Raw genomic sequence first — 26897 nt, forward strand, 5'->3', positions numbered from 1 at the left:
GGCGTGCAGACACGCACGCTCGCGGTAGTTGGGGCGGTAGTTGTGGCTAGGCGGGGGCGACGACAACCGGGATGCCGTTCAGCACAGCGGTGCCCGACAGCGGGTCGAGTTGGCCGCCGTCGTTGAGCTGGTTGACGTTGACGCCGGGTTGATCGGCGGCCACCGCCTGCCGCGTGCCGCCGCGGTCGTGGCCCCAGCCGTGCGGCAGCGACACGACGCCGCGCCGCATACCCGGATCCAGTTCGATCGGCGCGACCACATCGCCGCCGGGCCCCTTGATCGACGCGTTGTCGGTCAGCCCGAGTTCTGCCGCGTCGTCCGGGTGGATCTGCAGCGTGCAGCGGTTCGTCCCGCCCGCCAGAGCGGGCAGGTTGTGCATCCAGCTGTTGTTCGAACGCAGATGCCTGCGACCGATCAGCACGAAACCGTCGTCGCCGCGGCTCAGCGAATCCTGCAACCGAGCGGCGTCGGCGATCAGCGGCTCGGGCGCGAGTTCGATTCTGCCCGAACGTGTTTTGAGCACCGCCGGCATCCTGGGCTGCAGCGGGCCGAAGTCGATGCCGTGTGGCGCCGCCTTGAGTCGCTCCAGGGTCAGGCCATCGGCGTTGGCGCCGAACGCATCTCCGTACGGGCCGAGCCGAAGCATCATGTCGAGACGGCGTTCGTATCCCGGACCGTCGATCAGCATCGCGGTCAGTTCGTCGACCGCACGCCCGGCAACCGGTGAATCGGGGTCGGCGGTTTCCTTCTGCAGCGTCGTCGCGATGACCTGGTCGTCCACCAACGCCGGGTCGGCCTGATACCCGATGCCGTAAAGGATCAGCGCGAGGCGCGACAGGATCTCCGGCTCGTCGGGTCGACCATCCGATTGCAGCGCCGGCGGCGAGTAGCGGGCATTGTTGCGCACCGCAAGGTTGTTCAGCGCGAAGTCGAAATGGCCTGCCTGTGACGGCGGTGGCGGCGGCAGGATCACGTCGGCGTGCCGCGTCGTCTCGTTGAGATACGGGTCGATGCTGAGCATGAAATCGACGCTGTCCAGCGCCCGGTCGAGCCGGTCGCCGTCGGGCGCCGACAGCACGGGGTTGCCGGCGATCGTGATCATCGCCTTGATCTGACCGTCGCCTGCGGTGTCGATCTCCTCGGCGAGCGCGACCGCGGGCAGCTCCCCGAGCGCCTCGGGATAGCCGGAGACGCGGCTGTGCCAGCGGCCGGTGGTGAACCCCTTGCCGGGGCCCGCAGGCCGTGGCGCGGGCATCGCCGCGCCTAGCGGGAACATCGCCCCACCCGGCCGGTCGAGATTCCCGGTAAGGACGTTGATGACGTCGACCAACCAGCTGCCGATCGTGCCGAATTCGACTGTGGACGTACCGATTCGGCCGTACACCGCCGCCGACGGCGCGGCGGCGATCTCCCGCGCCAAGGCCCGGATCTCGTCGGCAGGCACACCACAGTGCGTGGCGACCGATTCCGGTGAGAAGCCTGACGCCAACCCGCGAAGTTCCTCAAGGCCGTTCACATGCTCGGCCATACCGCCGAGATCCGGTGCGACAAGGCCTTCTTCGAACAAGGTGTGAACTACCCCGAACAGCAGAGCGGCATCCGTGCCCGGGCGCGGTGCGATATGACGGTCGGCGAGTTCGGCGGTGCGGGTGCGGGCCGGATCGATCACGGTGAGCTTGCCGCCGCGCTTGCGCAACGCCCGCAGCTTGCCGGGGAAGTCCGCCGCAGTGGCCAAACTACCGTTGGACACAAGGGGATTCGCGCCGATGATCACCAGATAGTCGGTGCGGTCAAGGTCGGGGACAGTGAATGCGACTGGGCTGCCGAACATGTAGCCAAGGGCGACATGTTTGGGCATCTGGTCAAGAGTGCTCGCGCTGTACACGTGCCGGGTTTTCAGCGCCCTGATGATCAGCGGTCCGTAGAGGGCACCGGCAATGGTGTGTGCGTTCGGGTTGCCGAGGTACACGCCGACCGACGTCGCGCCGTGGTCCTTGATGACCCCGCCGAACCGCTCGGCGATGACGGCGTACGCCTCATCCCAGGTGGCCTCGGTGAGTTCGCCGTCACGACGGACCAGCGGCGTCGTCAACCGGTCAGGGTCGTTGTCGAGTTCGGCGAAGCTGGCGCCCTTCGGGCAGATGAACCCGTGGCTGAACACGTCGTCGCGGTCGCCGCGGGCGCCGGTCACCCGGCCGTCCTCGATGGTCAGCGTCAAGCCGCAGGTGGCCTCGCAGAACGGGCAGATCCGAAGGGCTGTGGTCATCTCCGCATTCTGCGCTGTGCCCCGGCGGTCGCGCCATTACCCCCTACGTAATCGCTGTTGCCGCTCATTTGAGCAGGAGATCGGGCGGAAGCGGGCGGGCCGGATCGACCTCGACGTGGATCACGTTCTGCTGGCTATAGCCCGCCCAGTCCGGCATCCAGGTCTCCACGTAGTAGTCCCCTGGCTGCAGCGGCGGATGCCAGCCCTCCTGACGTGTGGACTCGTCGACACCCGCCCGCACCTGCCGGTATCCGAGCCCCTCGAGCACATGCAGCGATTCGGCGAGCTCTTCGTTGCCCACGCCTACTCCTGCTCGTACACCTTGGGATCGAGCGTGCCGATATACGGCAGGTCGCGGTAGCGCTCGGCGTAGTCGAGGCCGTAGCCCACCACGAACTCGTTGGGGATGTCGAAGCCGACGTAGGCGATGTCGACGTCGGCGCGCACCGCGTCGGGCTTGCGCAGCAGCGTGCACACCCGAAGCGACCTCGGCCGCCGGGTGGCCAGGTTGCGCAGCAACCACGACAAGGTCAGCCCGGAGTCGACGACGTCCTCGACGATCAGCACGTCGCGGTCGTTGATGTCGCGGTCGAGGTCCTTGAGGATGCGCACGACGCCCGAGGACGAGGTCGAGGAGCCGTAGGAGCTGACCGCCATGAACTCCAGCTGTGTCGGCACCGGAATGGCCCGCGCGAGGTCGGTGACGAAGAACACCGCACCCTTGAGCACCGTGACGAGAAGCAGGTCGTTCTCGGCGATCGCGTCGCGGTAGTCCGCGCCGACCTGCGCACCGAGTTCGGCCACCTTGTCCTGGATCGCCTGCGCTGAGAGCAACACCGACTTGATGTCGCCTGGGTACAGCTCGGCGGGTTGCTCAGCCACGTCCACAGCGTGCCACATCTTCACACCGGCTCGGTGTGCAGCGTCAGCATCCCGTCGCGGCGCCCGGCGATCAGACGCTGATTGCGCAACGCCGACCCGACGGCCACGCCGCCCTGACCGCGCCACGCCGTCACCAACGTGTCCACTCCGCGGATCTGCTTGTCGGTCAGCCCACTGGCCCCACCTGCGAGCAGCCAACCCCGAATCACCCTGCGGCGGACCGCGTCCGGCAGCGCCGCCAGCCGCTCAATGTCCAGACCCCCGCGGGTGCCGATCTCGGCCATCGCGTGCGCTGCCAGGTCGTCGAGGGCTTCGGTGTCTTCGCGCAGCGCGGTCGCGGTCCGCGCCAGCGCCTCGGCCACCCCGCCGCCAAGCACGTCCTCCAGCAGGGGCAGCACCTCGGTGCGCAGCCGCGTGCGGGTGAACCTTCGATCGGCGTTGTGTGGGTCCTGCCACGGTGAGAGCCGCAGTTCCTCGCAGGCGGCATGCGTCACCGCCCGACGAACAGCCAGCAGCGGGCGATACCACGGCGGGTCGCAGACCCGCATGCCTGCGATGGACCGCGCGCCCGAGCCACGCCCCAGCCCGAGCAGCACCGTCTCGGCCTGGTCGTCGAGGGTGTGCGCGAGCAGCACCGGGGCCTGCCCGCTGGCATCCCGCAGGGCTTGATAGCGAGCGGTGCGCGCGGCCGCCTCCGGCCCGCCGTCGGTGCCCACATCGACGCAAAGCACTTGGGCGTCAACACATCCCAGTGATAACGCCTGCTCTCGCGCCGTCGCCGCCACCTGGCCGGATTCGGGTTGCAGCCGATGGTCGACGATCAGCGCGACGGTGGGTTTGGCTGCGGCGGCCACGGCCGTGAGCGCCAGCGAATCCGCACCGCCGGACAACGCCACACACCAGCGTTCGTGATGTGCGGCATGCGCGCTGACGAAGGCGGCCACCGCCGCGGTCAGCGTCGCTACAGCACCCGGTCGATCCATCGCTGAGGATCATCGACTTCGGTTGGCAGCGGCAGGGTTTCGGGGCTGGTCCAGATCGTGTTGAACCTGGCCATGCCGACCCGGCCGACGACATGGTCGACGAATGCCTTGCCGCGCGTGTACTGACTGAGCTTGGCGTCGAATCCCAGCAGGGCCCGCACGATGCGCTGCAGCGGCGGTTGCTTGCGTTTGCGGCGTTCGTCGAACCGGCGCCGAATCGTGCTGACCGTCGGGACCACTGCGGGACCCACGGCGTCCATCACGTGGTCGGCGTGTCCCTCCAGCAGCGTGCCGAGCACAAGCAACCGATCGAGCGCCTGGCGCTGCGGCTCGGACTGCACCGCTCGCAGCAAGCCGAGTACACCAGCCGAATTCGGTTCCGGCGCAACGCCGTCACGCCTGTTACGGATGATCTCGGCCAGCCGCCCGACCACCTGGGAGACATCCTCCCCGGCGTCCTCGGTCAGCACCGCGAGTGACTGCGACATGTGCTCGGCGAGCCAGGGGTTGGCCCGGAACTGGACCCGGTGGGTGACCTCGTGCAGGCACACCCACAGCCTGAAATCGGCTGGCAACACCCGCAATTGACGCTCGACTGCGATCACGTTCGGATACACCAGCAGTAGCTCACCGCCGTTCGGCCCGAACGGGTCGTACTGGCCGAGGATTCCCGACGAGATGAACGCCAGCACGGCGCCGGTCTGCGCCCCGGTGAGGCGGCCGGTGATGAAGCCGCTGGGATGTTCTGCACCGCCCGTCATCACCCGCATGGATTGCGTTGCGGCGCGGATCCATTCGACGCGGTCGACGACGCGTGCCTCGGGAATCTCGCCGCCCTCGATCAACCCCGTCACCTCGCGCACAGGTAATTCGGCGGTGCGCGACGACTCGGCCAGCTGATCGATGACCTGCCGGTGGGTGTAGTCGGTGGCGGCGGGACCGGGCCGGACCAGTTTGGCGCCGACGGTCGCGGCGAACTGCCAGTCCACGGCGCGGCCGACAGTGAGCTTTGGCCTCGTTGCTCGGTTCATGCCTCGACTCCCGGTCGCTCCGGTCCTCGCTCGTTCCTCGCTGCGATCCTCACTCGCGGTCGTCTTCGGGTGCTCATGCGCTGCACCCGCACGACCGCAGGGCAGCGGCCAGCGCGTCGATCGCAGTGCGGCCCGTCGGGCCGGCGTTGTTGGAGATGAACGCGAAGGTGAGCACCCGCCCGCTGGCGTCGGTGACGATGCCGACCAACGAATTGGTTCCGGTCAACGACCCCGTCTTGGCCCGTAGGTATCCGGCGGCGGCACGGCCGGCGTCGGTGTCCACGTAGCGGTTGGAAAGCGTGCCGCTGCCACCCGCGATCGGCAGCAGGTCGACCAGCGGCCGCAGCCTTGGCTGGTCATCACCGGCGGCCGCGGTCACCACCCCGTCCAGCGTCTCGGCGGTGAGCCGGTCGTCGGCGGAGAGCCCGCTGGAGTCCAGCAGATGCGCATTGCCGGTGTCGATCTTCGCCTTGTTCAGTTGAGCAAGCACCGCCTGCACACCGCCGTCGAAACTCTGCGGCTTGTTCTCATGCGCGGCCACCTCGCGGCCGATCGACTCGGCCATCACGTTGTCGGAGTCGTTCATCATCTGCCGCAGCCGCTCGATCAGCGGCGGCGACTGCACCGACGCGATCTCCTTGCCTCCGCTCATGCCGGAAGGCAACACGGTCACCGTGGCGGGGTCGACCTTCAGCGCGACGGCCAGCGCGCGGCCCGCGTCAAGCGCGGGCGTCCTGGACCGTGCCGAATCGACGCTCACCGGCTGGGTGCGGCCGCCGTCGAGCATCACCGCTTCCATCGGCGCCATGTCGCCGCCGTCGATGTCGGCGGGATCCCAACCGGGCGCCAAGGTCGGTCCGCTGTACGCACTGACGTCGACCTGCACCGTCGTCACGTCGACGCCGCTGCTGCGCACCTGGTCGGCGAGGTCGCTGATGCGCGCCGCACCCTTGTACCAGGTGTCCTGACCGCTCGGCGCCGCCGAAAGCGTCGGGTCGCCACCGCCCTTGAGCACGACGACACCGGGTTGCCCGGTCGACAGCACCCGGGTGGTCAGCCTCGCGTCGCGGTCGAGGGCAAGCAACGCCGCGGCCGTGGTGAGCGTCTTGTTCACCGACGCGGGTTGCATCGGCACCTCGGCGCCCTGCGCCCACAACTGCGCCCCGGTGATCGCGTCGGTGATCCGGCCGGTCAGCGCCCCCAGGTTGGGGTCGGCCACCAGCGGGGCCAGCGTGGCTGCCAGCCGGTCGGGAGTCGGCTTGGTCGCAGAGTCGGAAACGGGCACGATGCCCGGCGCCGCGGTGGCAGCTGCCGGCACGGCCTTGACGGCCTGCGCATCGCTGGTGGAGTTGCCGCTACCGAACACGGCGGCCGCCGCGACGACGCCTGCGACCAGCAGCAGCACCGCCACGCCGATCCCCACATGCGTGGATCGCCGCCACTGCGTCGGCCGCATATCTCTCCTGATCTAGTGAACCGCCCCCTTAAAGCAGCGTATCGCTCCGTTAGGGTGAGGCCCGTCCCTGGAAGAGACCTGAGCACATGCGTGAGGAGCTGCGGCGGTGGAGTTCGACGTCGTCATCGAGATCCCGAAGGGATCGCGCAACAAGTACGAGGTGGACCACGACACCGGCCGGGTGAAGCTGGACCGCTACCTGTTCACCCCGATGGGCTACCCGACCGACTACGGCTTCTTCGAGAACACGCTCGGCGAAGACGGCGATCCGCTGGACGCGCTGGTGTTGCTGCCCGAGTCGGTGTTCCCCGGCTGCGTCGTGGAGGCCAGGCCCGTCGCGATGTTCAAGATGACCGACGAGGCAGGCGGTGACGACAAGCTGCTGTGTGTGCCCGCAGGCGATCCGCGGTGGGACCACATTCAGGACCTCGGCGACGTGCCCGCCTTCGAGCTCGAGGCGATCAAGCACTTCTTCGTGCACTACAAGGACCTGGAGCCGGGCAAGTTCGTCAAGGCCGCCGACTGGGTGGGCCGCGAGGAGGCCGAGGCCGAGTTGAAGGCGTCCGTCGACCGCTTCAAGAACGCCGGGCACTAGTTAGTTTTCCTCGCTGTAACACGCGGTAACGTCGGCGTGCTCTGCACCTCTGATGATTGCTGTGTGTTGCTGCATCAGGGGATCGGCCTGGCCGCGTTCAACGCATTGCCGATGCGTCGTGCGGTGCACGCCATCTACGAGTGCTGCTACAGCGTGCCGCTGGCCGCCGATCTGGCCCGCGGCCGGCCGTACGACAGCCACGATCGGCTGTTCCGCGAAGCCGACGCGCTGCTGTTCGGCCTGTCCGAGGACTCGATCGACTCCATCCTGCAGGCCTACCCGGACGTGGGGCGGCGGCCGGGCAGCGAGAAGTCGCAGGCCGAGCAGTGCGCGGTCTGGTGTGATCAGCCCGAGGTGATGGACCGCCTGACAGCCGCGTCCAAGAAATACCTCGAGCACTTCGGCTTCGGGTTCGTGATGTTCATCAACGGCTACACCGCCCAAGACGTGCTGGCCACCATGAACGACCGGCTCCTCAACGACTTCGAAACCGAGCGCAAGGTGGTGCGCAACGAACTCGCGCGCATCAACCGCACCCGGCTCGAGCGCATGCTCGGACCCGAGGGCGGCTACGACAACTGGTGAGCTGTTAAGCGGCCTGCCAGTCGCGGATCGCGGTGTCCTGCTTGCGACCCAGTTCCAGCACCAAATCCGACGGCGCGGGATCCTTTGGTGCACCGGCGAATTCGATTGTGGTAGCCGTATTGCCCTCGGTGAAGGACAGCACGGTCACCGACTTCGACCCGTCCGGCGACATCCCGGTCAGCATCGTTCCGCCCGAACCGACCGCCGCGGGCTGTGACTTGCCGTTGGCGACCGCCAAACCTGCTCTCGCGCCGTCCAATGCCGCCGTTGCCGCGCCCGCGTCGGGCAGCACGAGCACAGTGGTGGTGATGGTCCGACTGCCGTCGCGGTGGGTGTAGACGGTCTCGACGCCCGGCTGTCCATTCGGGTTGAAGACAGGCGCCGCCGCGTTATAAGCGAGCGAATCGGTGATCAGATTGGGGTCAACCGGTAGCGTGCTGAAGTCGCCGGGTTGTGCTGCGGCATAACCGAAACCGCTCATGGTCAGCACCGCGGCCGCTGCGAATCCGCCTGCCATTGTGCGAATCTTGTTCACGACATGCTCCAATCGGTGGTGATCAGCAGGGGTAGCAGGCCCAACCGCGCCAGCCGTCACGCCACACCCAGCCCGGCCCACAGCCCATTCCGCCCGTGGTCCCGAAGCAGTCGAGCATCTGCACGGCCGGACCGACAGGCACCGCAGGCTGGGTGTAGGTGGTCGTGTCGTGTGAGCTCTGCGCCGCGTATGCCGTCTGCGCGGTGACCACCGAGCCCGACATCATCGCGACGATCGCGAGGGCCATACCGAATTTGCGCATCACATTCCTCCCCGGGGTGTGGGAAATTTGCGAAGAAAACGGTACGCCGCGCGGACCCTTCTGTTGGCGCATTTGCGCAATGCGACTACGCAATTCGCGGAATTTCGAGGGTGTAATTGCGTCGTTGTTTTCTGCTCAGTCCACAGGTCCTTCATAGCGACGGCCGAACTCCTCGGCCGACACCGGCCATCGCTCGCCGCCCTCTCCGCGCACGATCCATCCGCCGGGACCCGCTGCCGCCGTGCCTTCCAACGTGTCGACGACCTCACCGTCGCGGGCCGGCCGTGCCGCGACGAATCCGGCTCTGCGCCAATGCTTGTCGTCGACGCGCTGATAGGTGGCGCGGAAGATGTCGTCACGCACCGACCACGACCGTCCCCCGTCGTCCTGTACCAGCCAGTCGCCCGCGCCTGCACGCATCTCGTGTCCCGAGTCCGACGTCCATGTCCACGGCTGCGACCGCTGCTCTGCGGTGACCACCCCGACGCGGCGGTAGCGCCGCCAGCGCGGCACCGACCGGTAACCCAGCTCGCGCAGCTGCGAGAGCGTGGCAGCCAGGCTGGCCAGCGAGGCGTGCAGGAGTTCGGGGTCGGCCTCGACGGTGCGCCAATCGGTCAGGTTCGGGTGCGTCTTGCGTTCGTCGTCGCGGACCTCGCCCCACGACCACCCTGCCTTGCGGTAGTAGCGACACCAGTCCTCGTGTTCTGCGCGCGCCATCGCCAGCGCGGCAGCGCGGTCAAAGCCCATCGCCTGCAGCTGATCCAGCGGCTCAACAGCCTGGGCCTTCGGAATGTCAGGGGCCCAGCCCTCCAGGCTGTTCCAGGTGTGCCCGCCGATCTGCTCCACCAGCCACAGGGCATTGCGCACTTGGCGACGGTTCGAGCCGCGGTAGAACTCGTCCAGCTCCGCCCACGGCCGACGCGCGGGCGACGTCCCGCCGGCACTGAGCCGGTACCGCTCGTGGATCAGCATCGCCGCCCGCTCCCACGCGTCGTGCGCGTGCCCAGCGGGCAGATCCATGGTGAGTCGATAGGTGCGCAGCGCGTCGATGCCGGCGCGCTCGCCGCCCGCACTTTCGGCCTTGGCGTTCCAGGCGAAGATCGGCACGTCCGGGAATCGCATCGCCAGCCGTGTCGCGATGGTCGGGTCGATCGCGGCGCCGAACATCGGGTCGGCGTCGACGAAGATCACCGCGCAACCGGCGTCGTGTGCTTCCGCGATCAGTCGCGTGAGTACCGGTATCGACGGTGCCTCATCGACGGCGTCGACGTAGCGGTCGCCGCGCGGCAGCCCGAGCCGTTGTTGGCGGTGCCGGTGGTCGTTGGCGTATTCCTCCGCCGCATCGGCGACCACCGTGATCGTGGGAAAGTCATGATCGCCGCGAACGCAGAACTCGTGTTCGCGCCTGCGCTGTTCGAGGTCGGCGCACAAGGCCAACGTCAGAGGCGACGTGCCGCACACCAGGATGCGGTTGACGCCACCGCGTTCGCCGATCTCGTCGAGCAGCCGCCGCGCAGTCACCTCGTACTTGCCGACCGCGTCGGCGGCCCAGCGGCCGTCGCTTCCCCCGGCCTGCTGAGCGCGCCAGGCAACGGCATACCAGGGGTCGTCGATGCGCACGATCAGGGGAAGCCGGCGTTCGGCGCCGCGGGCGGCTCTGGCCTCGCCGATGGTCTGCAGGCGGGCCAGGTTGGTCGACGGGTCACCGTGCAGCAGGTAGAGCCGGTTCAACTTGTGCCATAACGGAAGTGCGGCAAGAGCTTCCGGTGAATCAAGCGCCGCGGCGATCAGCCGCGCGCCATCCGCCCGGCAATCCGCCACGACGGGGTGGTCGATGTTGTCGGCGACGACGACCAGTTGGCTGCGCGGCTCGAGGGTTCGAGCGACTGCAGTGATCATCGAACGGGAGTCGTCGTCGACGCCGATCACCGCGGTCACCGTCCGGGCAGCGCGCGCCCTGACCCGGTCGACCTGAGCGCGAAACAGCGCAATGGCCACGCTGGCGACGCCGAGGAAGATCACCGCGAGCGCACCCATCCGCGCGATGTCCAATGCGACCGGGATCGGCGTCGGACAGGCGGCGCCGCCGGCCATCTGCAGTTCCGAAACGCCGCCCTTGACCAATTGCGCGGTCCACATCAACGGCGTGATGAACACGGGGTGGGCGCTGTCGTGGCAATTCCAGTAGGAGGCCATGCCGAGCACGCAGTTCATCACCGTCAGGGCAAGCACGATGGTCAGCGAGACACTGCCCGCGGCCCTGGCGCGGTAGGCGATCACGCACAACGCGACGATGCCGATCGCGACGACGGCGATGGTCGGCCCGGAGCCCGGTCGGCCGAACCACCGCAGCCCTTCGGGTGCGGCCTCGCGGATCGCGGGGTCGACCGCCAGCACCGACAGATACACCGTCGCGGCCACGACGACGCCGAGCAATCCAGCCTGGGCCAGGCGCACCGCATCGACGTCACGACGCATCACGAATCGAGCTTGCGTCAACCGCAGTCTGCAGAATGGCCTTTTCACGTTTTCAGACCCATTGCGGGCGGTAACCGAAATACGCTAGGCCGGTTGCCGATGTAATTTGCGAAGGCGTGAACTAATGTCGCGTATCTTCCTGAGCCATTCCAGCCGGGATAACCGGCAGGCAATTGCCTTGCGCCAGTGGCTGATCGGTCAGGACGCGCGGTTAGCCGACGAAATCTTCCTCGACCTCGACGCCTCAGCAGGCATTCGGACAGGCACGCGGTGGAAGGAAGCTCTGCGCCAGGCCAGCACCAGATGCGAGGCGGTTATCTGTCTGCTGTCTGACAATTGGCTGTCCTCACCGGAATGCATAACCGAATACCGGTTCGCGGAGTATCTCAACAAGCGAATCTTCAGTGCGCGCATCGGTGCCACCTCGGGCGAGGATCCGACCGCCGAATGGCAACGCATCGACTTGGTCGGCGACGGTGCCCTCACCGCAGTCGACATCGGCGACGGCGCGGAGCCCGTCGCCTTCCTCACCGACGGGTTGCGTGGGCTTCGCGACGGGATCGTCAGCGCGGGCATCGGTGCCGAGTCGTTCGCGTGGCCGCCTGCACACGAACCGGATCGCGCGCCGTACCGCGGCTGGAACCCGCTCGAAGAAGTCGACGCGGCAGTGTTTTTCGGCCGCGACGCGCAGATCGTGCGCGGCCTCGACGCGCTACGCGGGATGCGACGCTCGGGCATCGAGACACTGTTCGTGGTGCTCGGGCCGTCCGGAACAGGTAAGTCGTCGTTCTTGCGGGCGGGGTTGTTGCCCCGATTGAGGCGTGACGACCGCGACTTCGCGTTGCTCGACATCGTGCGTCCGCAGCGCAATGTGTTGACCGGTGATGCCGGTCTGGCGAAGGCGGTGCACGCCACACACGCCCGGTTCGGTGTCACCGGTCCTGACCTCGGTGAGATCAAGCGAGCCTGCGTCGCAGGCGATTCAGAGCGGGTGCGGCAGTGGCTGCTCGACATCCGTCGCGCCGCGGCAGCGCGGTTGTTGACCGAGGCCCGACAGCCACCGCCGACATTGGTGCTGCCCGTCGACCAGGCCGAGGAGTTGTTCGGCGCCGATGCGGGACGCGAAGCGGTGGCGTTTCTCGAGCTGATCGCCGACCTGGCAGCAGCGCCCCGCGACGACACTGCCGACGTCGACTTGATCGTCGCGGTGACAATCCGCAGCGATCTGTACGAGCCGCTGCAGACCGCGCCCCAGCTCGCCGAGGTCGGCAGCGTCTTGTTCGACGATCTGAAACCGATGCCCCGCACCCAGTTCAAGGAGGTGATCACCGGCCCCGCGGCCCGCGCGACCCAGGGTGGCCGGCCGCTGTCGGTCGATCCCGCTCTGGTGAACCACCTGCTCGACGACTGCACCGAGGGGGCCGACACGCTTCCGCTGCTCGCGCTCACACTGGCCCGCCTCTACGAGGACTACGGCGACGACGGCGCGCTGACGCTGCGCGACTACCGGTCGATGGGCGGCGTCCGAAGCGTCGTGCAGTCCGAGATCGACCACCTGTTGTCCTTCGACGACGAACGTCGTGTCGAGCAACTGCAGCACCTGCGCAGCGCGTTCATCCCATGGCTGGCCACCATAAGTCCGGACAGCGATCAACCGGTACGACGAGCCGCCCGGTGGACCGACCTGCCACCCGAAAGTCGTTCTCTGCTAGAAGGATTCGTCGCTCGACGGCTGCTGGTGAGGGACACTCACGACGGCGAGGTCGTCGTCGAGGTGGCCCTGGAGAGCCTGCTGCGCCAGTGGGACGACCTGGCCACCTGGCTCGCCGAAGAGCGCGGCGACCTGAAGGACGCCGACCATCTCGAGCGCTCCGCTGCCGCGTGGGAGGACAACAACCGCAACCCGGCCTGGCTGCTCGAGGGCACCCGGTTGGCAGACGCCGAAAAACTCAGTGCGAAAACGGCTTTCCGCGACCGGTTGGCCCATGTGCACGATTTCCTCGCCGCGTCGCGGCGCCGCGAGCGGGACAGAATCGAGGCCGAGGACAAGCGCCGTATCGCCGAACTTGAGAAAGCCCAAGCACACGCCGCAGTGCTGCGCAAGCGCTCACTCGTGCTGCGCCTCGTGCTGGTCGTCGCACTGTTGATCGCGGCCGCCGCCGTGTACGGCTTCGTCACCGCCAAGAAGGAAACCGACCGGGCCAACGAGCGCACCCGCGAGGCACTCGGGTTGCGGCTGACGTATCAGGGTCAGGCAATGCTCGCGGGAATCCAAGGCGGAGGCGACATCCGGGCGCTGTCACAGATTCTTGCCGCACAACACGTGATGTCCGACAACGTCGGCGGCCTGTTCACCGCAGCGCTGATGCGCATCGACACCACAAAGATCATCCAGTCGAACGCCCCGATCATGGATGTCACTTACAGCACCGACGGGCAGCGTCTGGTGTCGGGCGGCGCAGACCACACCGTGCGGGTGTGGGACGCGCACACCGGTGCGCCGGTGGGGCCGCCGATGATGCAGACCAACGCAGTCACCAACGCGGCGTTGAGCGATGACGGCAAGGACGTGGCTTTCGCGAGCGCCGACAGCGTGCGGGTGTGGAACGCGCTGACCGGTCAGCCCGTCGATCCGCCGATGCTGCAGAACTCGGCCGTGACGAGTCTGGATCTGAGCGACAACGGCCAACTCGTCGCCGCGGGCAGCCCGGACGGCACCACCCGCATCTGGAATGCCGCAACCGCCGTACCGTTGGCGGCCCCGATGGCCGGACAGTTGAGCCCAGTCACGACAGTGGATTTCAGCGACGACGGGCAACGTGTCGCGGTCGGCGATGCCAACGGCACGCTGCGCGTCTGGAACACCGGCACCGGCCAGCCCATCACACCACCGATGACCGGCCACACCGGCGCGGTCACCACCGCGGCGTTCAGCCCTGACGGCCAGCGCGTCGTGTCCGGCGGCGCCGACCACACCGTGCGGTTGTGGAACGCCGACACCGGCCAGCCCATCGGGGTTCCGATGACCGGACATCAGAACACGGTGACCAGCGTGGTGTTCAACCCGGACGGCGGCCGCATCGCCTCCGGCAGTTTCGATGGCACCCTGCGGATCTGGGACGCGAGCACCCAGCAGCCGGTCGCCCAGCCCATGACCGGTCACGTCGGGTCGATCAACGCGGTGTCGTTCAGCCCCGACGGGCATCGTCTTCTCACCGGCGGCGCCGACGAGACGCTTCGCGTCTGGGACGCCGATGTGGGGCCACAGCCGACCGTTCCCGCCAACTCCGCGGTGACGAGCGTGACGGTCAGCACCGATCGTCATCGCATCGTCTCGGGCAATGGTGACGGCACGGTGCGGTTGTGGGACGCCGACAACCGAAGCCTGCTAGCCCAATTGACCAACGGCAGGCACGCGGCGACGACGAGCGTCGCGATCAGTCCGGACGGTCGCTCGATCGCGTCGGGCGCAGCCGACGGCACGGTGCAGCGGTGGAACGCCGAAACCAAGACGGCCGTGGGCCCCGTGATCAACGCACACAAAGGCGCCGTCACGAGCCTGACATACAGCTGGAACGGCAGCAGGCTCGGCTCAGGGGGCGCCGACAACACCGCACGAGTGTGGGATCTCGCGACAGGACACCCGGTCGGCACGGCGATGACCGGCCACACCGCGCCGGTGCTTACCGTGGCGTTCAGCCCGAACGGGCAGCTGCTGCTGTCCGGGAGCGCAGACACCACGCTGCGGATGTGGAACACCGAGACCGGTAAACCCGTTGGCACCCCGATGACCGGGCACACCGCCGCGGTGACGGATGTGGCCTTCGGCCCCGGCGGCGGGCGGATGGTGTCCAGAAGCGAAGACCACACGCTGCGACTCTGGGATGCTGCCAGCACCACGCCTGTCGGACCGCCGATGAACGCGCACAACGCGTACATGCTGGGCGTGCAGTTCAGCGCTGATGGTCAGCAACTGCTTTCGGACGGCGCCGCCCCGGATCGCCGGTTGTTCCCACCTCCTGCTCTGACGGCATGGCCAAACCTGGTGTGCGCCAAGCTTTCTGCGAACCTCAGTCATCAGCAGTGGCATGACTGGGTCGCTCCTGACATCGCGTACACAGAATTGTGCCCCGGGTTGCCGGTGGCACCGGAGGGCGGCACGGGCTGAAGTTGTCCCGAAACCCGTCGGCGGGGCGCATGATGGCCCGATGAACGATCTCGTGCACGGGCACTGCGACAGCCGTTTCTCCCGCGTCGCCGAGGCATTGGCCGACGAGGTGGCCAAGGGTGAGGAGTTGGGCGCCTCGATCGCCGTCGACATCGACGGTGAACTCGTCGTCGACATCTGGGCCGGCCACGCCGACCGCGCAAAGACCGTCCCGTGGCAGCAGGACACCATCGTCAACTTCTTCTCCTGCACCAAGACGCTCACCGCGCTGGCGGCACTCATCGTGATCGATCGCGGCATCGTCGATGCGTTCGCTCCTGTCGCGAAGTACTGGCCGGAGTTCGCGGCGAACGGCAAGCAGGACATCGAGGTACGCCACCTGATGTCCCATACGTCAGGGGTTTCCGGGTGGCAGGTGCCGTTCGCGGTCGAGGACATGTACGACTGGGAGAAGGCCACCGACCACCTCGCGCGTCAGGAACCGTGGTGGCAGCCGGGAACGGCGTCGGGCTATCACGCCGTCAACTACGGACACCTGATCGGCGAGGTGATCCGCCGCGCGACCGGCAAGACCCTCAAGGAGTTCGTGCGCGACGAGATCGCAGGCCCGCTCGACGCCGACGTCCAAATCGGCCTCGACCCGTCCGACGAACATCGCGTCGCCCAGATCATCCCGCCCCCGCCGTTGCCGATCCCGCTCGACGCGTTACCCACCGACCACCCGGCCTACAAGACGTTCGCCGGCTTCCCGCCCGACGACAACACCGCCCTGATAGCCGAGACGACTGGATGGCGTCGCGCGGACATCGGCGGGGTCAACGGACACGGCAACGCCCGCGCACTCGCCCGGGCGCTGTCACCAATCTCGTTGGGCGGCAAGGCCAACGGCGTGCAACTGCTGAGCCCGGAGACGATCGACCTGATCTTCGAAGAACAGTCGAACGGCTCCGACCTGGTGCTGCTGGTCCCGCTGCGGTTCGGCATCGGCTTCGGACTGCCGTCGCCGCAAAGCGTTCCCGCCATTCCCGAGGGCAGGATCTGTTGGTGGGGCGGCTGGGGCGGCTCGGCGATCGTGATGAATCCCGACCGCGGCGCCACCTTCGCCTACGTGATGAACAGGATGGGGCCCGGCACGACCGGCACCGAGCGCACCAACCGCTACTCCGCGCTCATCTACCAAGCCCTGGGCTGACCCCTACCTTCTCGTCGGTCTGGCGCGGCGGCGCCTTCTTGGCGGCACGAAGCCGTCTGGCGTAGTTCATCGCAGGCTTCTCGATGAGGTAGTAAGTCACCGATGCGGCGAGAATTGTTGCGGCGAGCAGGATCACGATGTTGTGCAGCATTCCGGGCAGCGTGTCACCCGCCATCCAGCCGAGGCGACCCAGCAACAGCAGCATCGGAAAGTGCCAGAGGTAGGCAGACAGTGAGATCTCACCCACGTACCGGATCGGCCGCACGTCGAGGAACGTCGCCAACTTCGACTTGCGGCCACGGGCCAACGGCACCACGACGATCAGGATCATCATGGCGGCGACGACACCGACCCCCGCCGTCACGAACTGCACCGCGATGGCGAAAAACGCCGCGCTGACCACCAATACGGGCAGGATCAAGACCGCGCTGAGCAGTCGAACGCGTCGACTGATCCGTTCGGCAAGAGCGCCGTGCTCGATCGCGACGAACACGATCGCGGCGAACATGCCCATCGCGAAGTTGTCGGCGTTGGTCAGGATGCTCTTGGTGAATACCGCGGCGATGTTCGGACCCCAGTTGAGCAGGATGAAGTCCGTGGTGCCTGCGTATCGATTCACCACTGGAATCAGCGCGCGTCCGATGAGGCCGACGATCAACAGGATGCTGGGCGCCAGCATGGCCACCACGAACGGGTTGCGGGTGCTGCGCTTGCGCATGCGGAAGACGGCCAATCCCAGCAGCGGCAACGACAGATAGAAGGCGTACTCCAGCGTCAGCGACCACGACGGCCCGATGCCGGTCTGGATGTAGGACGGGAAGTAGGTCTGCACCAGTGCCAGGTTGGCGAGCAATTCACCGGGATCGGTGATGACGCCGACGCCGGTCCTGGCGTCATCGGGCATCAACGCCGCATTCTGCACATAGGACAACCGTAAGACGAAATTCACGATCAAAAAGATCGCCAGGTAGGCAGGCATGATCCGGGCCAGCCGGTGCACCGCGTAATCGCGCGTGTTCGGCATGCGAGCCGACGAGCGCTCGGCAACCACATTTCGGACATACGGTAAGAACAACAGGAAACCACTTAGCACGAAGAAGTACACCAGCGAGAAGCCGAAGATATTCGTCTTCCAGACCGCAGCGGTGTGTTTGGAGTAGTACCCCGTCACGTGCGTGATTGCGATGCTCAGGCACAACAGCCCACGCACGCCATCGAGGCCGATGATGCGCGCCCGCCTGCGGGTTTGCGGTTCGGGCGGATCCGTTGCCACCGCTGAGTCTGCTGTTCGATGAGTCGAGTCGGCGGTCATCGCGAACAAAAATTGACGTCGGAAATAATTACCGGCAACTGACGCCCCTTTTTCTGCAGACTCGTGAAATATGCACGGCCATCCCCATAGCAACCGATAGTGATGCCTGGCCAGCTAATGAACTGTACATCGCAGGCGATACTTTCGCATGCGAAATAAGTCGACTTATTGTGCCGCTATTTGTGTTATGCGCATCGAATTGTATTGCTTTATTAAAGCTAGTTACGTAACGGAAAGCCGATGGGTCCGCTCCGATTATGTAAATCGGCGGCGGTGAGCGGCTTCAGCGAACTCGGACCGGGATGCCCGGCCGCCACTACGACGCGCGCAATTGGTCCCGAACGCTGAGCCGGCGCAACACCTGCCGCGCGAGGTCACTCAGGTCCTGACGCGGTGACGCGGAGATCAGCGTGACACCATCGGCGACGTCGGCCATTGCGATGTCGGAGATCAGGCCGGCAAGTCCGTCCACTGTGCCCGCATAGTGCACGGTGTGTCCGGAGGACCCCAGAGCGGTTCGCGCCGAACGGAAGTCACTTGCTACGGCCACCGTGACGTCGAGGATCACCGCCACGTCCTGATCGCCTGCGCGTATCCGCATGCGGGCCCGGCGCGCCTGCTGCAGGTCCGTCGCCGCGACGCGCACAGTGCGCGCCTCACCGTCGGTCAGTTCTGTCCAGTCGCCGCTCGGCGTGTCCGCCACGAATAGCCGCACCAGGGTCACGCTAAAAAAACGGACCGGTGGTGTCGACTATTCCGATCAAGCCGAATCCAAGGCCTTCTCTTCGGCCTCCTTGGCGTCCTTCCTGACGTCGTGCACCCGCGTCTTGTACAGGCTGGCCGCGGTGGTGATGACGAGCGTCACCACGATCACGCCGAGGCTGGCCAGCGTCGGGATCTCCGGGACCGGCACGTGTTCACCGCCGTTGATGAACGGCAGCTCGTTCTCATGCAGGGCATGCAGCAGGAGCTTCAGCCCGATGAACGCCAAGATGAACGCCAAGCCCTGCGACAGGTAGACCAGCCGCTTGAGCAGATCCCCGAGCAGGAAGTACAGCTGGCGCAGTCCCATCAGCGCGAACACGTTCGCGGTGAACACCAGATACGGCTCCTGGGTGAGGCCGTAGATCGCGGGGATCGAGTCCAGGGCAAACAGCAGATCGGTGGTCCCGAGCGCGACGATGACGAGGAACATCGGCGTCATCAGCCGCTTGCCGTTGTCCTTGATCCACAGCTTCAGGCCGGCATCCCATTTCTCCGTGAGCTTGAGATGCCTTCGCGCGAACCGCACCACGAAGTTCTCGGCGTCGTCGTCGTGCTCGGTGTCGCGTGCCAGGGTGATCGCGGTGTACACCAAAAACGCGCCGAAAAGGTAGAACACCCAGGAGAACTGGTTGATGGCCACCGCGCCGAGCGCGATGAAGACACCGCGGAAGATCAGCGCCAGGATGATGCCGACCAACAGCGCCTCCTGCTGATACTTCTTGGGCACCTTGAAGCTGGCCATGATGATCAAGAAGATGAACAGGTTGTCCACCGACAGGCTGTATTCGGTGAGCCAGCCGGCGAAGAACTCCAGCCCGTACTGGTCGCCGTGGTAGAACCACGTCCACAAGCCGAACGCCACGGCGAGCGCTACGTACACCGACAGCGAGACAATGAGCTCGCGCTTGGACGGTTCGTGCGGTCGACGCCCGATCACGATCACGTCGAACAGCAGGACAGCAATCGTCACGCTCAGCGTGATGATCCACTCGAGTTGGGTTACGTGCACAGACAAGCCTCCGGTCGTCAGCCGCGGGCCGCAAATGAGGCCCGCTAAACGCCGGAGGTCTCTTCCACCGACCCGAAGGTCGGCCCGCGGTCCCGGTCGGCCGATGACGGTCGACGTGGTGACGACACCGTGGCGAAGGAATACTCCCCTCCACCGGCCATTGTGCCAGCCGGCCGCCTTCGATCGAAATCGGAGCCGCATGAACTTACGGTTACAGCCATGACCGACACCCAACTGCCTGGTGTTTTCGGGGATGTGCAGCCGCTGCTCGAGCACTACGGCTACCTGGGCGTGGCCGGAATGTTGTTCCTGGAGGACTTCGGCGTCCCCGTGCCCGGCGAGATCATGCTGATCGCCGCCGCGGTGTTCGCCGGTGCGGGCCAGATGAACATCGCCGTCGTCTTCGTGGTCGCGGTGCTGGCCGCCGTGATCGGCGACAACGTCGGGTTCGTCGTCGGCCACTTCGGCGGCAGGCCACTGGCCGAGCGCTACGGCCGGTACGTGTTCCTGACACCGCAGCGGTTGGACCGGGCCGAGGCGTTCTTCAACCGCCACGGCGGCAAGATCGTCACCGTCGCGCGCTTCATCGACGGCCTGCGTCAGATCAACGGCCTACTGGCAGGCATCGTCGGCATGCACTGGCTGAAATTCCTCGGCTACAACGCACTGGGCGCGGTGCTGTGGGTTGGCGCGTGGTCTGCGCTGGGGTACCTCGCAGGCGAGCACATCGTGGAGATCTACGACACGTTCGAGCGATACAAGTGGTACGTCGTCGCCGCCGTCGTCCTGGTTGTCGCGATTGTGATCACCCACCGCGTGCGGCGCGCCCGGGCCGAGCGAGCGGCTTAGTAGTTTGTACCCGTGACAACGGCTTTCCATCCCGAGGTACCGCCTCAATACCTGTTGTCTTCGTGCGCGCCCGAACCGCGCACGCTCATCGACATCCTCAACGACACGGCGGCCCGATACCCGGATGCACCGGCGCTCGACGACGGCGAGGTCCAGCTGACCTATGCCGAGTTGCTCTCCGACATCGAGGAGAGCGTCGAATGGCTCGCTGCCCGCGGCATCGGCCGCGGCGACCGCATCGGGATCCGGATGCCCTCGGGCAACTACGCGTTGTACGTGGCGATCCTCGCGACGCTGGCCGCGGGAGCCGCCTACGTGCCCGTCGACGCCGACGACCCCGACGAACGCGCCGAGCTGGTGTTCGGCGAAGCCGACGTGGTCGGCATCATCACCGAGCGGGGCCTGCACCGCGCGCAGGGCGAATCGCGCGGATGGCGGGCCGGCGCGCCGCTCGGTCGCGACGATGCCTGGATCATCTTCACGTCCGGATCCACCGGCACCCCGAAGGGTGTCGCCGTCACGCACCGCAGCGCCGCCGCATTCGTCGATGCGGAAGCGCAAATGTTCTTGCAGGACAACCCCATTGGTCCCGGTGACCGGGTGCTGGCAGGCCTGTCGGTTGCGTTCGACGCATCGTGTGAGGAGATGTGGCTGGCCTGGCGGCGCGGGGCGTGTCTGGTGCCCGCCCCGCGCGCGCTGGTGCGCAGCGGCATGGACCTGGGCCCGTGGCTGGTGAGCCGCGACATCACCGTGGTTTCGACGGTGCCGACGCTGGCGGCACTGTGGCCCGCCGAGGCGCTCGAAGCGGTGCGGCTGCTGATCTTCGGCGGCGAGGCATGCCCGCCGGAGCTCGCCGAGCGGCTGGCCGTCGACGGTCGCGAGGTGTGGAACACCTACGGCCCGACCGAGGCGACGGTGGTGGCATGCGCAGCGCGTCTGGAGGGCTCTGCGCCGGTGAGCATCGGCCTGCCGCTGCGGGGCTGGGATCTCGCGGTGGTGGACAAAGAGGGCCTGCCGGTGGGCACGGGCGAGGTCGGTGAACTCGTCATCGGCGGTGTCGGGCTGGCCCGGTACCTGGATCCGGCCAAGGACGCCGAGAAGTACGCGATGATGCCGACGCTCGCATGGTCACGCGCCTATCGCAGCGGCGATCTGGTGCGGCTCGAGCCCGACGGCTTGTACTTCATGGGCCGCGCCGACGACCAGGTGAAGGTCGGCGGCCGCCGCATCGAGCTCGGCGAGGTCGACGCCGCGCTTGTGAATCTGCCGGGGGTCAGCGGCGGCGCCGCTGCGGTGCGCAAGACCGCCAGCGGCACACCGCTGTTGGTTGGTTATATCGCAAGCGCCGACCCGTCGTTCGACATCGGTAAGGCCCGCGCCGCGCTGGCCGATACCCTGCCTGCTGCGCTGGTGCCGAGGCTGGTGCTCGTCGACGAGCTGCCGACCCGCACGTCGGGAAAGGTCGACCGCAACGCCCTGCCGTGGCCCGTCGCAGGCAGTGCCGAGGAGGAGCCGGATCTCGGTGGCACGCTCGGGTGGCTGGCCGGATTGTGGCGCGAGGTCCTCGCAGCGCCGATCGACGGGCCGGAAGCCGATTTCCATGCCCTCGGCGGAGGTTCGCTGTCCGCCGCGCAGTTGGTCGCCGCGATGCGCCATCGCTATCCGCAGGTGACCGTCGCCGACCTCTACGACCATCCCCGCCTCGGGTCGCTGGCGGGCTATCTCGACGAGCTGGACCCGCCGCCTGCGGTCGAAACGCGCGTGGTCAAGCCAACCCCGCGATTGACCCAGGCAGTGCAGGTGGCGGTGTCACTGCCGCTGGCCACGCTGACCGGGCTGCAGTGGGTGGTGTGGCTGGCATTGCTGAACAATGTTGTCGAAAGCGGTATCGCCCAACTTCATCCGCCGCCGTGGCTGGTGCCGGTGAACTGGTGGTTCGTCGGCGTCGGCTTCCTTCTGTTCATCACTCCGGTCGGCCGCATGTCGATTGCTGCGCTGTGCGCGCGAATCCTGTTGGGCGGGTTGCAACCCGGCACGTATCGCCGCGGCGGCTCGGTCCACCTGCGGGTGTGGGTCGCCGAGCGCCTCGCCGAAGCCAGCGGGGCGGAGAATCAGGCTGGCGCACCGTGGCTGGTCTACTACGCCCGCATGCTCGGCAACCAGGTCGGCAAGGGCGTCGATCTGCACTCGGCCCCGCCCGTGACGGGCATGCTGCGGCTGGGCCATCGCTGCTCGATCGAACCCGAGGTCGACCTTTCTGGGCACTGGATCGACGGCGACCACTTCCATGTCGGGCCGATCACCGTCGGCAACGATGCGTCCATCGGTGCGCGCACCACGCTGCTGCCCGGAGCGGTCGTGGGCAAGAACGCCGACGTCGCGCCGGGCTCCGGGGTGGTCGGCAAGGTCAAGAACGGCCAGTACTGGAAAGGCTCGCCCGCGGTGAAGTCGGGCAAGGCCCGCCACCCGTGGCCTGAGCACCGGCCGCCGAGCGCGCCGTTCTGGATGGCCGTCTACGGCGTGACGTCGATTCTGCTCGGCGCGCTGCCGCTGCTGGCGCTCGGAGTCGGTCTTGCCGTGATCGGTTGGGCCGTCCGCGATTCCGCGTCACTGACGGATGCGGCGCTGGCCGCTGCGGTGTGGACGCCCGCTGCAACGCTGGCCGCGATCGTCACCTACGCCGCGCTGACGGTGATCGGGGTGCGGCTGTTGTCGATGTGGATGCCCGAGGGATATCACCCCGTGCGCAGCCGCGTCGGATGGCAGCTGTGGGCGACCGAGCGGCTGATGGACGCCGCCCGCAATTATCTGTTTCCGATCTATGCCAGCCTTCTGACGCCGTGGTGGCTGCGGATGCTCGGCGCGAAAGTCGGTCGTGGCACCGAGATTTCGACAGCGCTGCTGGTGCCGAAGTTCACTGTCGTCGAGGACGGCGCGTTCCTGGCCGACGACACCATGGTGGCGTCCTACGAACTGGGCGGCGGCTGGATCCACGTCGCCAAGGCGACCATCGGCAAGCGGGCGTTCCTCGGCAACTCCGGCATCACCCAGCCCGGCCGACGCGTGCCCGACGACGGTCTGGTGGCGGTGCTGTCGGCGACGCCGCACAAAGCCAAGGCGGGCTCGTCGTGGCTGGGCAGCCCGCCGGTCCGGTTGCGCCGCAAGACCACCGCGGCCGATGTGTTGCGCACATTCCATCCCTCGCCGCGGCTGAAGATTCTCCGCGCAATGGTCGAGACGTGCCGGCTGATCCCGATGATCGTGACGTTCGCGATCGGGGTGGCCGTGCTGTTCGCCGTGCAGTGGTTGGCGATCGAAGTCGGCTGGGGTTGGACCGCGGCGGCAGGCGGTGTCGTGCTGCTGGCCGCGGGCGCGTTCGCGGGCGCCGTCGCGGTGGTCGCGAAATGGCTTGTGGTCGGCCGTATCACCGCCATCGAGCACCCGCTGTGGTCGTCATTCGTGTGGCGAAACGAGGTGTCCGATACGTTCGTCGAAACCGTCGCCGCGCCCTGGTTCGCCCGCGCCGCCAGCGGCACCCCGGTGATGAACCTGTGGCTGCGCGCGCTGGGCGCCAAGATCGGCCGCGGTGTCTGGTGTGAAACCTATTGGCTGCCCGAGGCCGACCTCGTCACCCTCGAGAAGGGCGCAACGGTCAACCGCGGCTGCGTGGTGCAGACCCACTTGTTCCATGACCGGATCATGCGGATGGACACCGTGGTGCTGGAGGAGGGCGCGACGCTGGGCACGCACTGTGTCGCACTGCCCGCCGCGCGCATCGGTGCAGGCGCGACGGTCGGTCCGGCGTCGCTGGTGATGCGCGGCGACGAGGTGCCGCCGTCCAGCCGCTGGCAAGGCAATCCGATCGCCCCGTGGAACCTGTTCCGCAAGAAGGGCGGCGACGCAACGAAACCCCCCAAGAACAAGGCAACCGCCGCGTGACAAGAAGCAAGAAAGCGGCGAAGAAAGCGGCCCAACCACCGGTCATCGACCCGTACCTACCCAGCAATGGCAACTTCGGCTATCGGGTGTCGCGCTACGAACTCGACCTCGAATACAAGGTGACGATCAACCGGCTGGCCGGATCCGCCACCATCACCGCCGTCACCCTTGCCGCGTTGCGCACGTTCACCCTCGACTTGTCGGACGCCCTTTCGGTTTCGAAGGTGACGGTCAACGGCAAGCGCCCGGCCCAGTTCCGGTCGTCGAACGGAAAGTTGCACATTGCGCTGTCCGACACGCTGCCCGCGGGCGCGGCCATGACGATCTCGGTGCGCTACGGCGGCACGCCGCGGCCGGTCCGCTCCCATTGGGGCGAAGTCGGTTTCGAGGAACTGTCAGAGGGCGTGCTCGTCGCAGGCCAGCCCAACGGCGCCGCGTCGTGGTTTCCGTGTGACGACCATCCCAGCGCCAAGGCCAGCTTCCGTCTCCAGATCAGCACGGAGAGCGCGTATTACGCGCTGGCCAACGGCGAGCTGTTGTCGCGGCGCGCGAGAGCGGGCATGACGACGTGGACGTACGAGCAGGCCGAGCCGACTTCTACATATCTGATCACCCTGCAGATCGGTGTGTACGACCGGCACCGGATAGCCAAGAACGGTGTCCAGATACACGCAGTGCTGCCCGACCGGCTGCGCCGCAATTTCGAGCAGGACTTCGCCGACCAACCGCAGATGATGAAGTTGTTCGTCAAGCTGTTCGGTCCGTACCCATTGGACAGCGGTTATACCGTCGTGGTCACCGACGACGATCTCGAGATACCCCTTGAAGCACAAGGGATTTCGATCTTCGGCGCCAACCATTGCGACGGCCATGGTCGCGCTGAGCGGCTGATCGCCCACGAGCTGGCCCATCAGTGGTTCGGCAATTCCGTCACCGCCAAACGCTGGCGCCACATCTGGCTGCACGAAGGTTTCGCCTGCTACGCCGAGTGGTTGTGGTCCGAGCATTCCGGCGACCGCAGCGCCGACGAGTGGGCGCGCCACTATCACCAGCGGCTGGTGGATTCGCCGCAGGATCTGGTGCTGGCCGACCCGGGACCGCGAGACATGTTCGACGACCGCGTGTACAAACGCGGGGCGCTGACCCTGCACGTGTTGCGCGGGCACATCGGCGACGACAGTTTCTTTGCGCTGCTGAAGGATTGGACGGCACGCTATCGGCACGGCACCGTCGTCACCGACGACTTCACCGGATTGGCCGCCAACTACGCAGACGAGTCGTTGCGTCCGCTGTGGGACGCGTGGCTGTACTCGATGCCGGTGCCCTCGCTCGACGAGCCGTCATGACCGACGCGGCGCCGACCGGACCGATCACCCGCGCCAGCGTGACGCGGGTCGGCACCGCCACCGTGTTGTCCGCGCTGTGCGGATACGCGGTGCTGTACCTGGCGGCGCGCGATCTCGAGCCGGCGGGTTTTTCGGTGTTCGGGGTGTTCTGGGGCGCATTCGGGTTGGTCACCGGCGCGGCGTTCGGACTGCTCCAGGAGGCCACCCGCGAGGTGCGCTCGACGCGCTACGCGGAGGTCGTCGCCGGGCCACGCACGCATCCGATGCGGGTGGCGGCGATGGTCGGGGTGGTGGCCGCGGCGGTGATCGCCGTCAGTTCGCCGCTGTGGTCGGCGCACGTGTTCGTCGAGTCGCAGTGGCTGAGCGTCGGGCTGCTGAGTGTGGGATTGGCCGGCTTCTGCCTGCACGCGACCCTGCTGGGCATGTTGGCGGGGGTGAATCGGTGGACCGAGTACGGCTCGCTGATGGTGACCGACGCAGGCATGCGCGTGGCAGTGGCGGCCGCGACGTTCGTGGTCGGCTGGGGCCTGGTCGGCTATCTGTGGGCGACGGTCGCAGGCGCGATCGCGTGGCTGATCCTGCTCATCGCATCCCCCTCCACCCGCGCAGCGGCGCAACTGCTGACGCCTGGCGGCACCGTGACGTTCCTGCGCGGCGCTTCGCATTCGATCGCTGCCGCGGGGGCAAGCGCTGTCCTGGTGATGGGCTTTCCGGTGCTGCTCAAGGCGACCTCGGGTGACCTGGGCGCCACCGGCGGCGTGGTGATCCTGGCGGTCACGCTGACCAGGGCACCGCTGCTGGTGCCGCTGACCGCCATGCAGGGCAACCTGATCGCGCACTTCGTCGACCAGCGCACGGAGCGGCTGCGGGCGCTGGTGCAGCCCGCGCTGGTGGTGACGGGCCTCGGTCTGCTGGGGGTGCTGCTCGCGGGGGTGTTCGGGCCGTGGCTGCTGCGCGAAGGGTTCGGCGCGCAGTATCGGGCCGACGGCGAGCTGCTGGCCTGGCTGACCGGCGCGGCGGTCGCGATCGCGATCCTGACGTTGACCGGCGCCGCTGCGGTCGCGGCCGCCCTCCATCGGGCCTATTCGCTCGGCTGGGTGTCGGCGACGGTGGCCTCGGCGTTGCTGCTGCTCCTGCCGGTAGGCCTGGAAACACGCACGGTGATCGCGCTGCTGTGCGGGCCGCTGGTAGGAATCGCGGTGCACCTGGCCGCGCTTGCCAGGATGCCGGATCGCTGACCCTGT

20 protein-coding genes are annotated in these 26897 nt (G+C 67.3%); 8 read left to right on the plus strand and 12 right to left on the minus strand.

Annotated features, from left to right (window positions below):
• Positions 1-46: 46 nt before the first annotated feature.
• The 6 genes from J3E61_RS06530 to dacB all read right to left on the minus strand — a co-directional run bounded on the left by J3E61_RS06530 (position 47) and on the right by dacB (position 6618).
• On the minus strand, positions 47-2266 hold the full coding sequence (locus J3E61_RS06530; RefSeq protein ID WP_210083003.1) for a molybdopterin-dependent oxidoreductase: 2220 nt from the start codon (positions 2264-2266) through the stop codon (positions 47-49).
• Between the two features lie 64 nt (positions 2267-2330).
• Positions 2331-2567: a hypothetical protein gene (locus J3E61_RS06535; RefSeq protein ID WP_192724449.1), complete on the minus strand. Its 237-nt coding sequence runs from the start codon at positions 2565-2567 to the stop codon at positions 2331-2333.
• A 2-nt stretch (positions 2568-2569) separates the two neighbouring features.
• A complete protein-coding gene (gene hpt / locus J3E61_RS06540; RefSeq protein ID WP_210083004.1) occupies positions 2570-3166 on the minus strand; it encodes a hypoxanthine phosphoribosyltransferase in 597 nt (198 codons plus the stop codon).
• 2 nt (positions 3167-3168) lie between these two features.
• A complete protein-coding gene (gene tilS / locus J3E61_RS06545; RefSeq protein WP_210083005.1) occupies positions 3169-4131 on the minus strand; it encodes a tRNA lysidine(34) synthetase TilS in 963 nt (320 codons plus the stop codon).
• Complete coding sequence (locus J3E61_RS06550; RefSeq protein WP_210083006.1) at positions 4110-5162, minus strand: zinc-dependent metalloprotease; 1053 nt, start codon at positions 5160-5162, stop codon at positions 4110-4112. The genes tilS and J3E61_RS06550 overlap by 22 nt, the downstream gene beginning before the upstream one ends.
• Positions 5163-5235: 73 nt before the next feature.
• A complete protein-coding gene (gene dacB / locus J3E61_RS06555) occupies positions 5236-6618 on the minus strand; it encodes a D-alanyl-D-alanine carboxypeptidase/D-alanyl-D-alanine-endopeptidase (protein WP_210083007.1) in 1383 nt (460 codons plus the stop codon).
• 106 nt (positions 6619-6724) lie between these two features.
• Between dacB and J3E61_RS06560 the strand changes: the two genes are divergently transcribed.
• Together J3E61_RS06560 and J3E61_RS06565 are read left to right on the plus strand one after the other, a co-directional pair.
• Positions 6725-7213 (plus strand): inorganic diphosphatase, encoded by a 489-nt coding sequence (locus J3E61_RS06560; protein WP_192724453.1) that lies wholly within the window; start codon positions 6725-6727, stop codon positions 7211-7213.
• A gap of 63 nt (positions 7214-7276) precedes the next feature.
• On the plus strand, positions 7277-7798 hold the full coding sequence (locus J3E61_RS06565) for a 2-oxo-4-hydroxy-4-carboxy-5-ureidoimidazoline decarboxylase (protein WP_192724454.1): 522 nt from the start codon (positions 7277-7279) through the stop codon (positions 7796-7798).
• 4 nt (positions 7799-7802) lie between these two features.
• Here the strand turns inward: J3E61_RS06565 and J3E61_RS06570 are convergent, their stop codons facing one another.
• The 3 genes from J3E61_RS06570 to J3E61_RS06580 form a co-directional block, all read right to left on the minus strand.
• Complete coding sequence (locus J3E61_RS06570; RefSeq protein ID WP_210083008.1) at positions 7803-8333, minus strand: hypothetical protein; 531 nt, start codon at positions 8331-8333, stop codon at positions 7803-7805.
• Between the two features lie 22 nt (positions 8334-8355).
• On the minus strand, positions 8356-8595 hold the full coding sequence (locus tag J3E61_RS06575) for a hypothetical protein (protein ID WP_210083009.1): 240 nt from the start codon (positions 8593-8595) through the stop codon (positions 8356-8358).
• Positions 8596-8730: 135 nt separating this feature from the next.
• On the minus strand, positions 8731-11073 hold the full coding sequence (locus tag J3E61_RS06580; RefSeq protein ID WP_210085458.1) for a hypothetical protein: 2343 nt from the start codon (positions 11071-11073) through the stop codon (positions 8731-8733).
• 124 nt (positions 11074-11197) lie between these two features.
• Between J3E61_RS06580 and J3E61_RS06585 the strand changes: the two genes are divergently transcribed.
• Together J3E61_RS06585 and J3E61_RS06590 are read left to right on the plus strand one after the other, a co-directional pair.
• On the plus strand, positions 11198-15241 hold the full coding sequence (locus J3E61_RS06585) for a TIR domain-containing protein (protein WP_210083010.1): 4044 nt from the start codon (positions 11198-11200) through the stop codon (positions 15239-15241).
• Between the two features lie 40 nt (positions 15242-15281).
• Positions 15282-16433 carry a beta-lactamase family protein gene (locus J3E61_RS06590; protein ID WP_210083011.1) on the plus strand — a complete coding sequence of 384 codons (1152 nt, stop codon included), beginning with the start codon at positions 15282-15284 and terminating at the stop codon, positions 16431-16433.
• On the opposite strand, the gene J3E61_RS06595 is transcribed toward J3E61_RS06590, so the two are convergent.
• The 3 genes from J3E61_RS06595 to J3E61_RS06605 form a co-directional block, all read right to left on the minus strand.
• The gene (locus tag J3E61_RS06595) at positions 16411-17745 is read right to left on the minus strand and encodes an acyltransferase (RefSeq protein WP_210083012.1); all 1335 of its coding nucleotides are present in this window, start codon (positions 17743-17745) and stop codon (positions 16411-16413) included. The two genes, J3E61_RS06590 and J3E61_RS06595, sit on opposite strands and share 23 nt — an antisense overlap.
• Positions 17746-18061: 316 nt before the next feature.
• Positions 18062-18469, minus strand: coding sequence for a hypothetical protein (locus J3E61_RS06600; RefSeq protein WP_210083013.1), 408 nt, complete (start codon positions 18467-18469; stop codon positions 18062-18064).
• Positions 18470-18505: 36 nt separating this feature from the next.
• Entirely contained in the window at positions 18506-19519 is a 1014-nt protein-coding gene (locus J3E61_RS06605) for a TerC/Alx family metal homeostasis membrane protein (protein WP_192725217.1), read from the minus strand.
• A gap of 219 nt (positions 19520-19738) precedes the next feature.
• Between J3E61_RS06605 and J3E61_RS06610 the strand changes: the two genes are divergently transcribed.
• The 4 genes from J3E61_RS06610 to J3E61_RS06625 are packed head-to-tail and all read left to right on the plus strand — an operon-like array spanning position 19739 to position 26891.
• Positions 19739-20368 carry a DedA family protein gene (locus J3E61_RS06610; RefSeq protein ID WP_210083014.1) on the plus strand — a complete coding sequence of 210 codons (630 nt, stop codon included), beginning with the start codon at positions 19739-19741 and terminating at the stop codon, positions 20366-20368.
• A 12-nt stretch (positions 20369-20380) separates the two neighbouring features.
• Positions 20381-24307, plus strand: coding sequence for an amino acid adenylation domain-containing protein (locus J3E61_RS06615; protein ID WP_210083015.1), 3927 nt, complete (start codon positions 20381-20383; stop codon positions 24305-24307).
• Positions 24304-25653 carry a M1 family metallopeptidase gene (locus J3E61_RS06620; RefSeq protein WP_192724463.1) on the plus strand — a complete coding sequence of 450 codons (1350 nt, stop codon included), beginning with the start codon at positions 24304-24306 and terminating at the stop codon, positions 25651-25653. Before J3E61_RS06615 ends, J3E61_RS06620 begins: the two co-directional genes overlap by 4 nt.
• Positions 25650-26891, plus strand: a complete 1242-nt coding sequence (locus tag J3E61_RS06625; protein ID WP_210083016.1) for a hypothetical protein — start codon at positions 25650-25652, stop codon at positions 26889-26891. Before J3E61_RS06620 ends, J3E61_RS06625 begins: the two co-directional genes overlap by 4 nt.
• The last annotated feature ends 6 nt before the right edge of the window (positions 26892-26897 follow it).

The sequence above is a fragment of the Mycobacterium sp. OAE908 genome (assembly GCF_017872775.1).
GTDB lineage: Bacteria > Actinomycetota > Actinomycetes > Mycobacteriales > Mycobacteriaceae > Mycobacterium.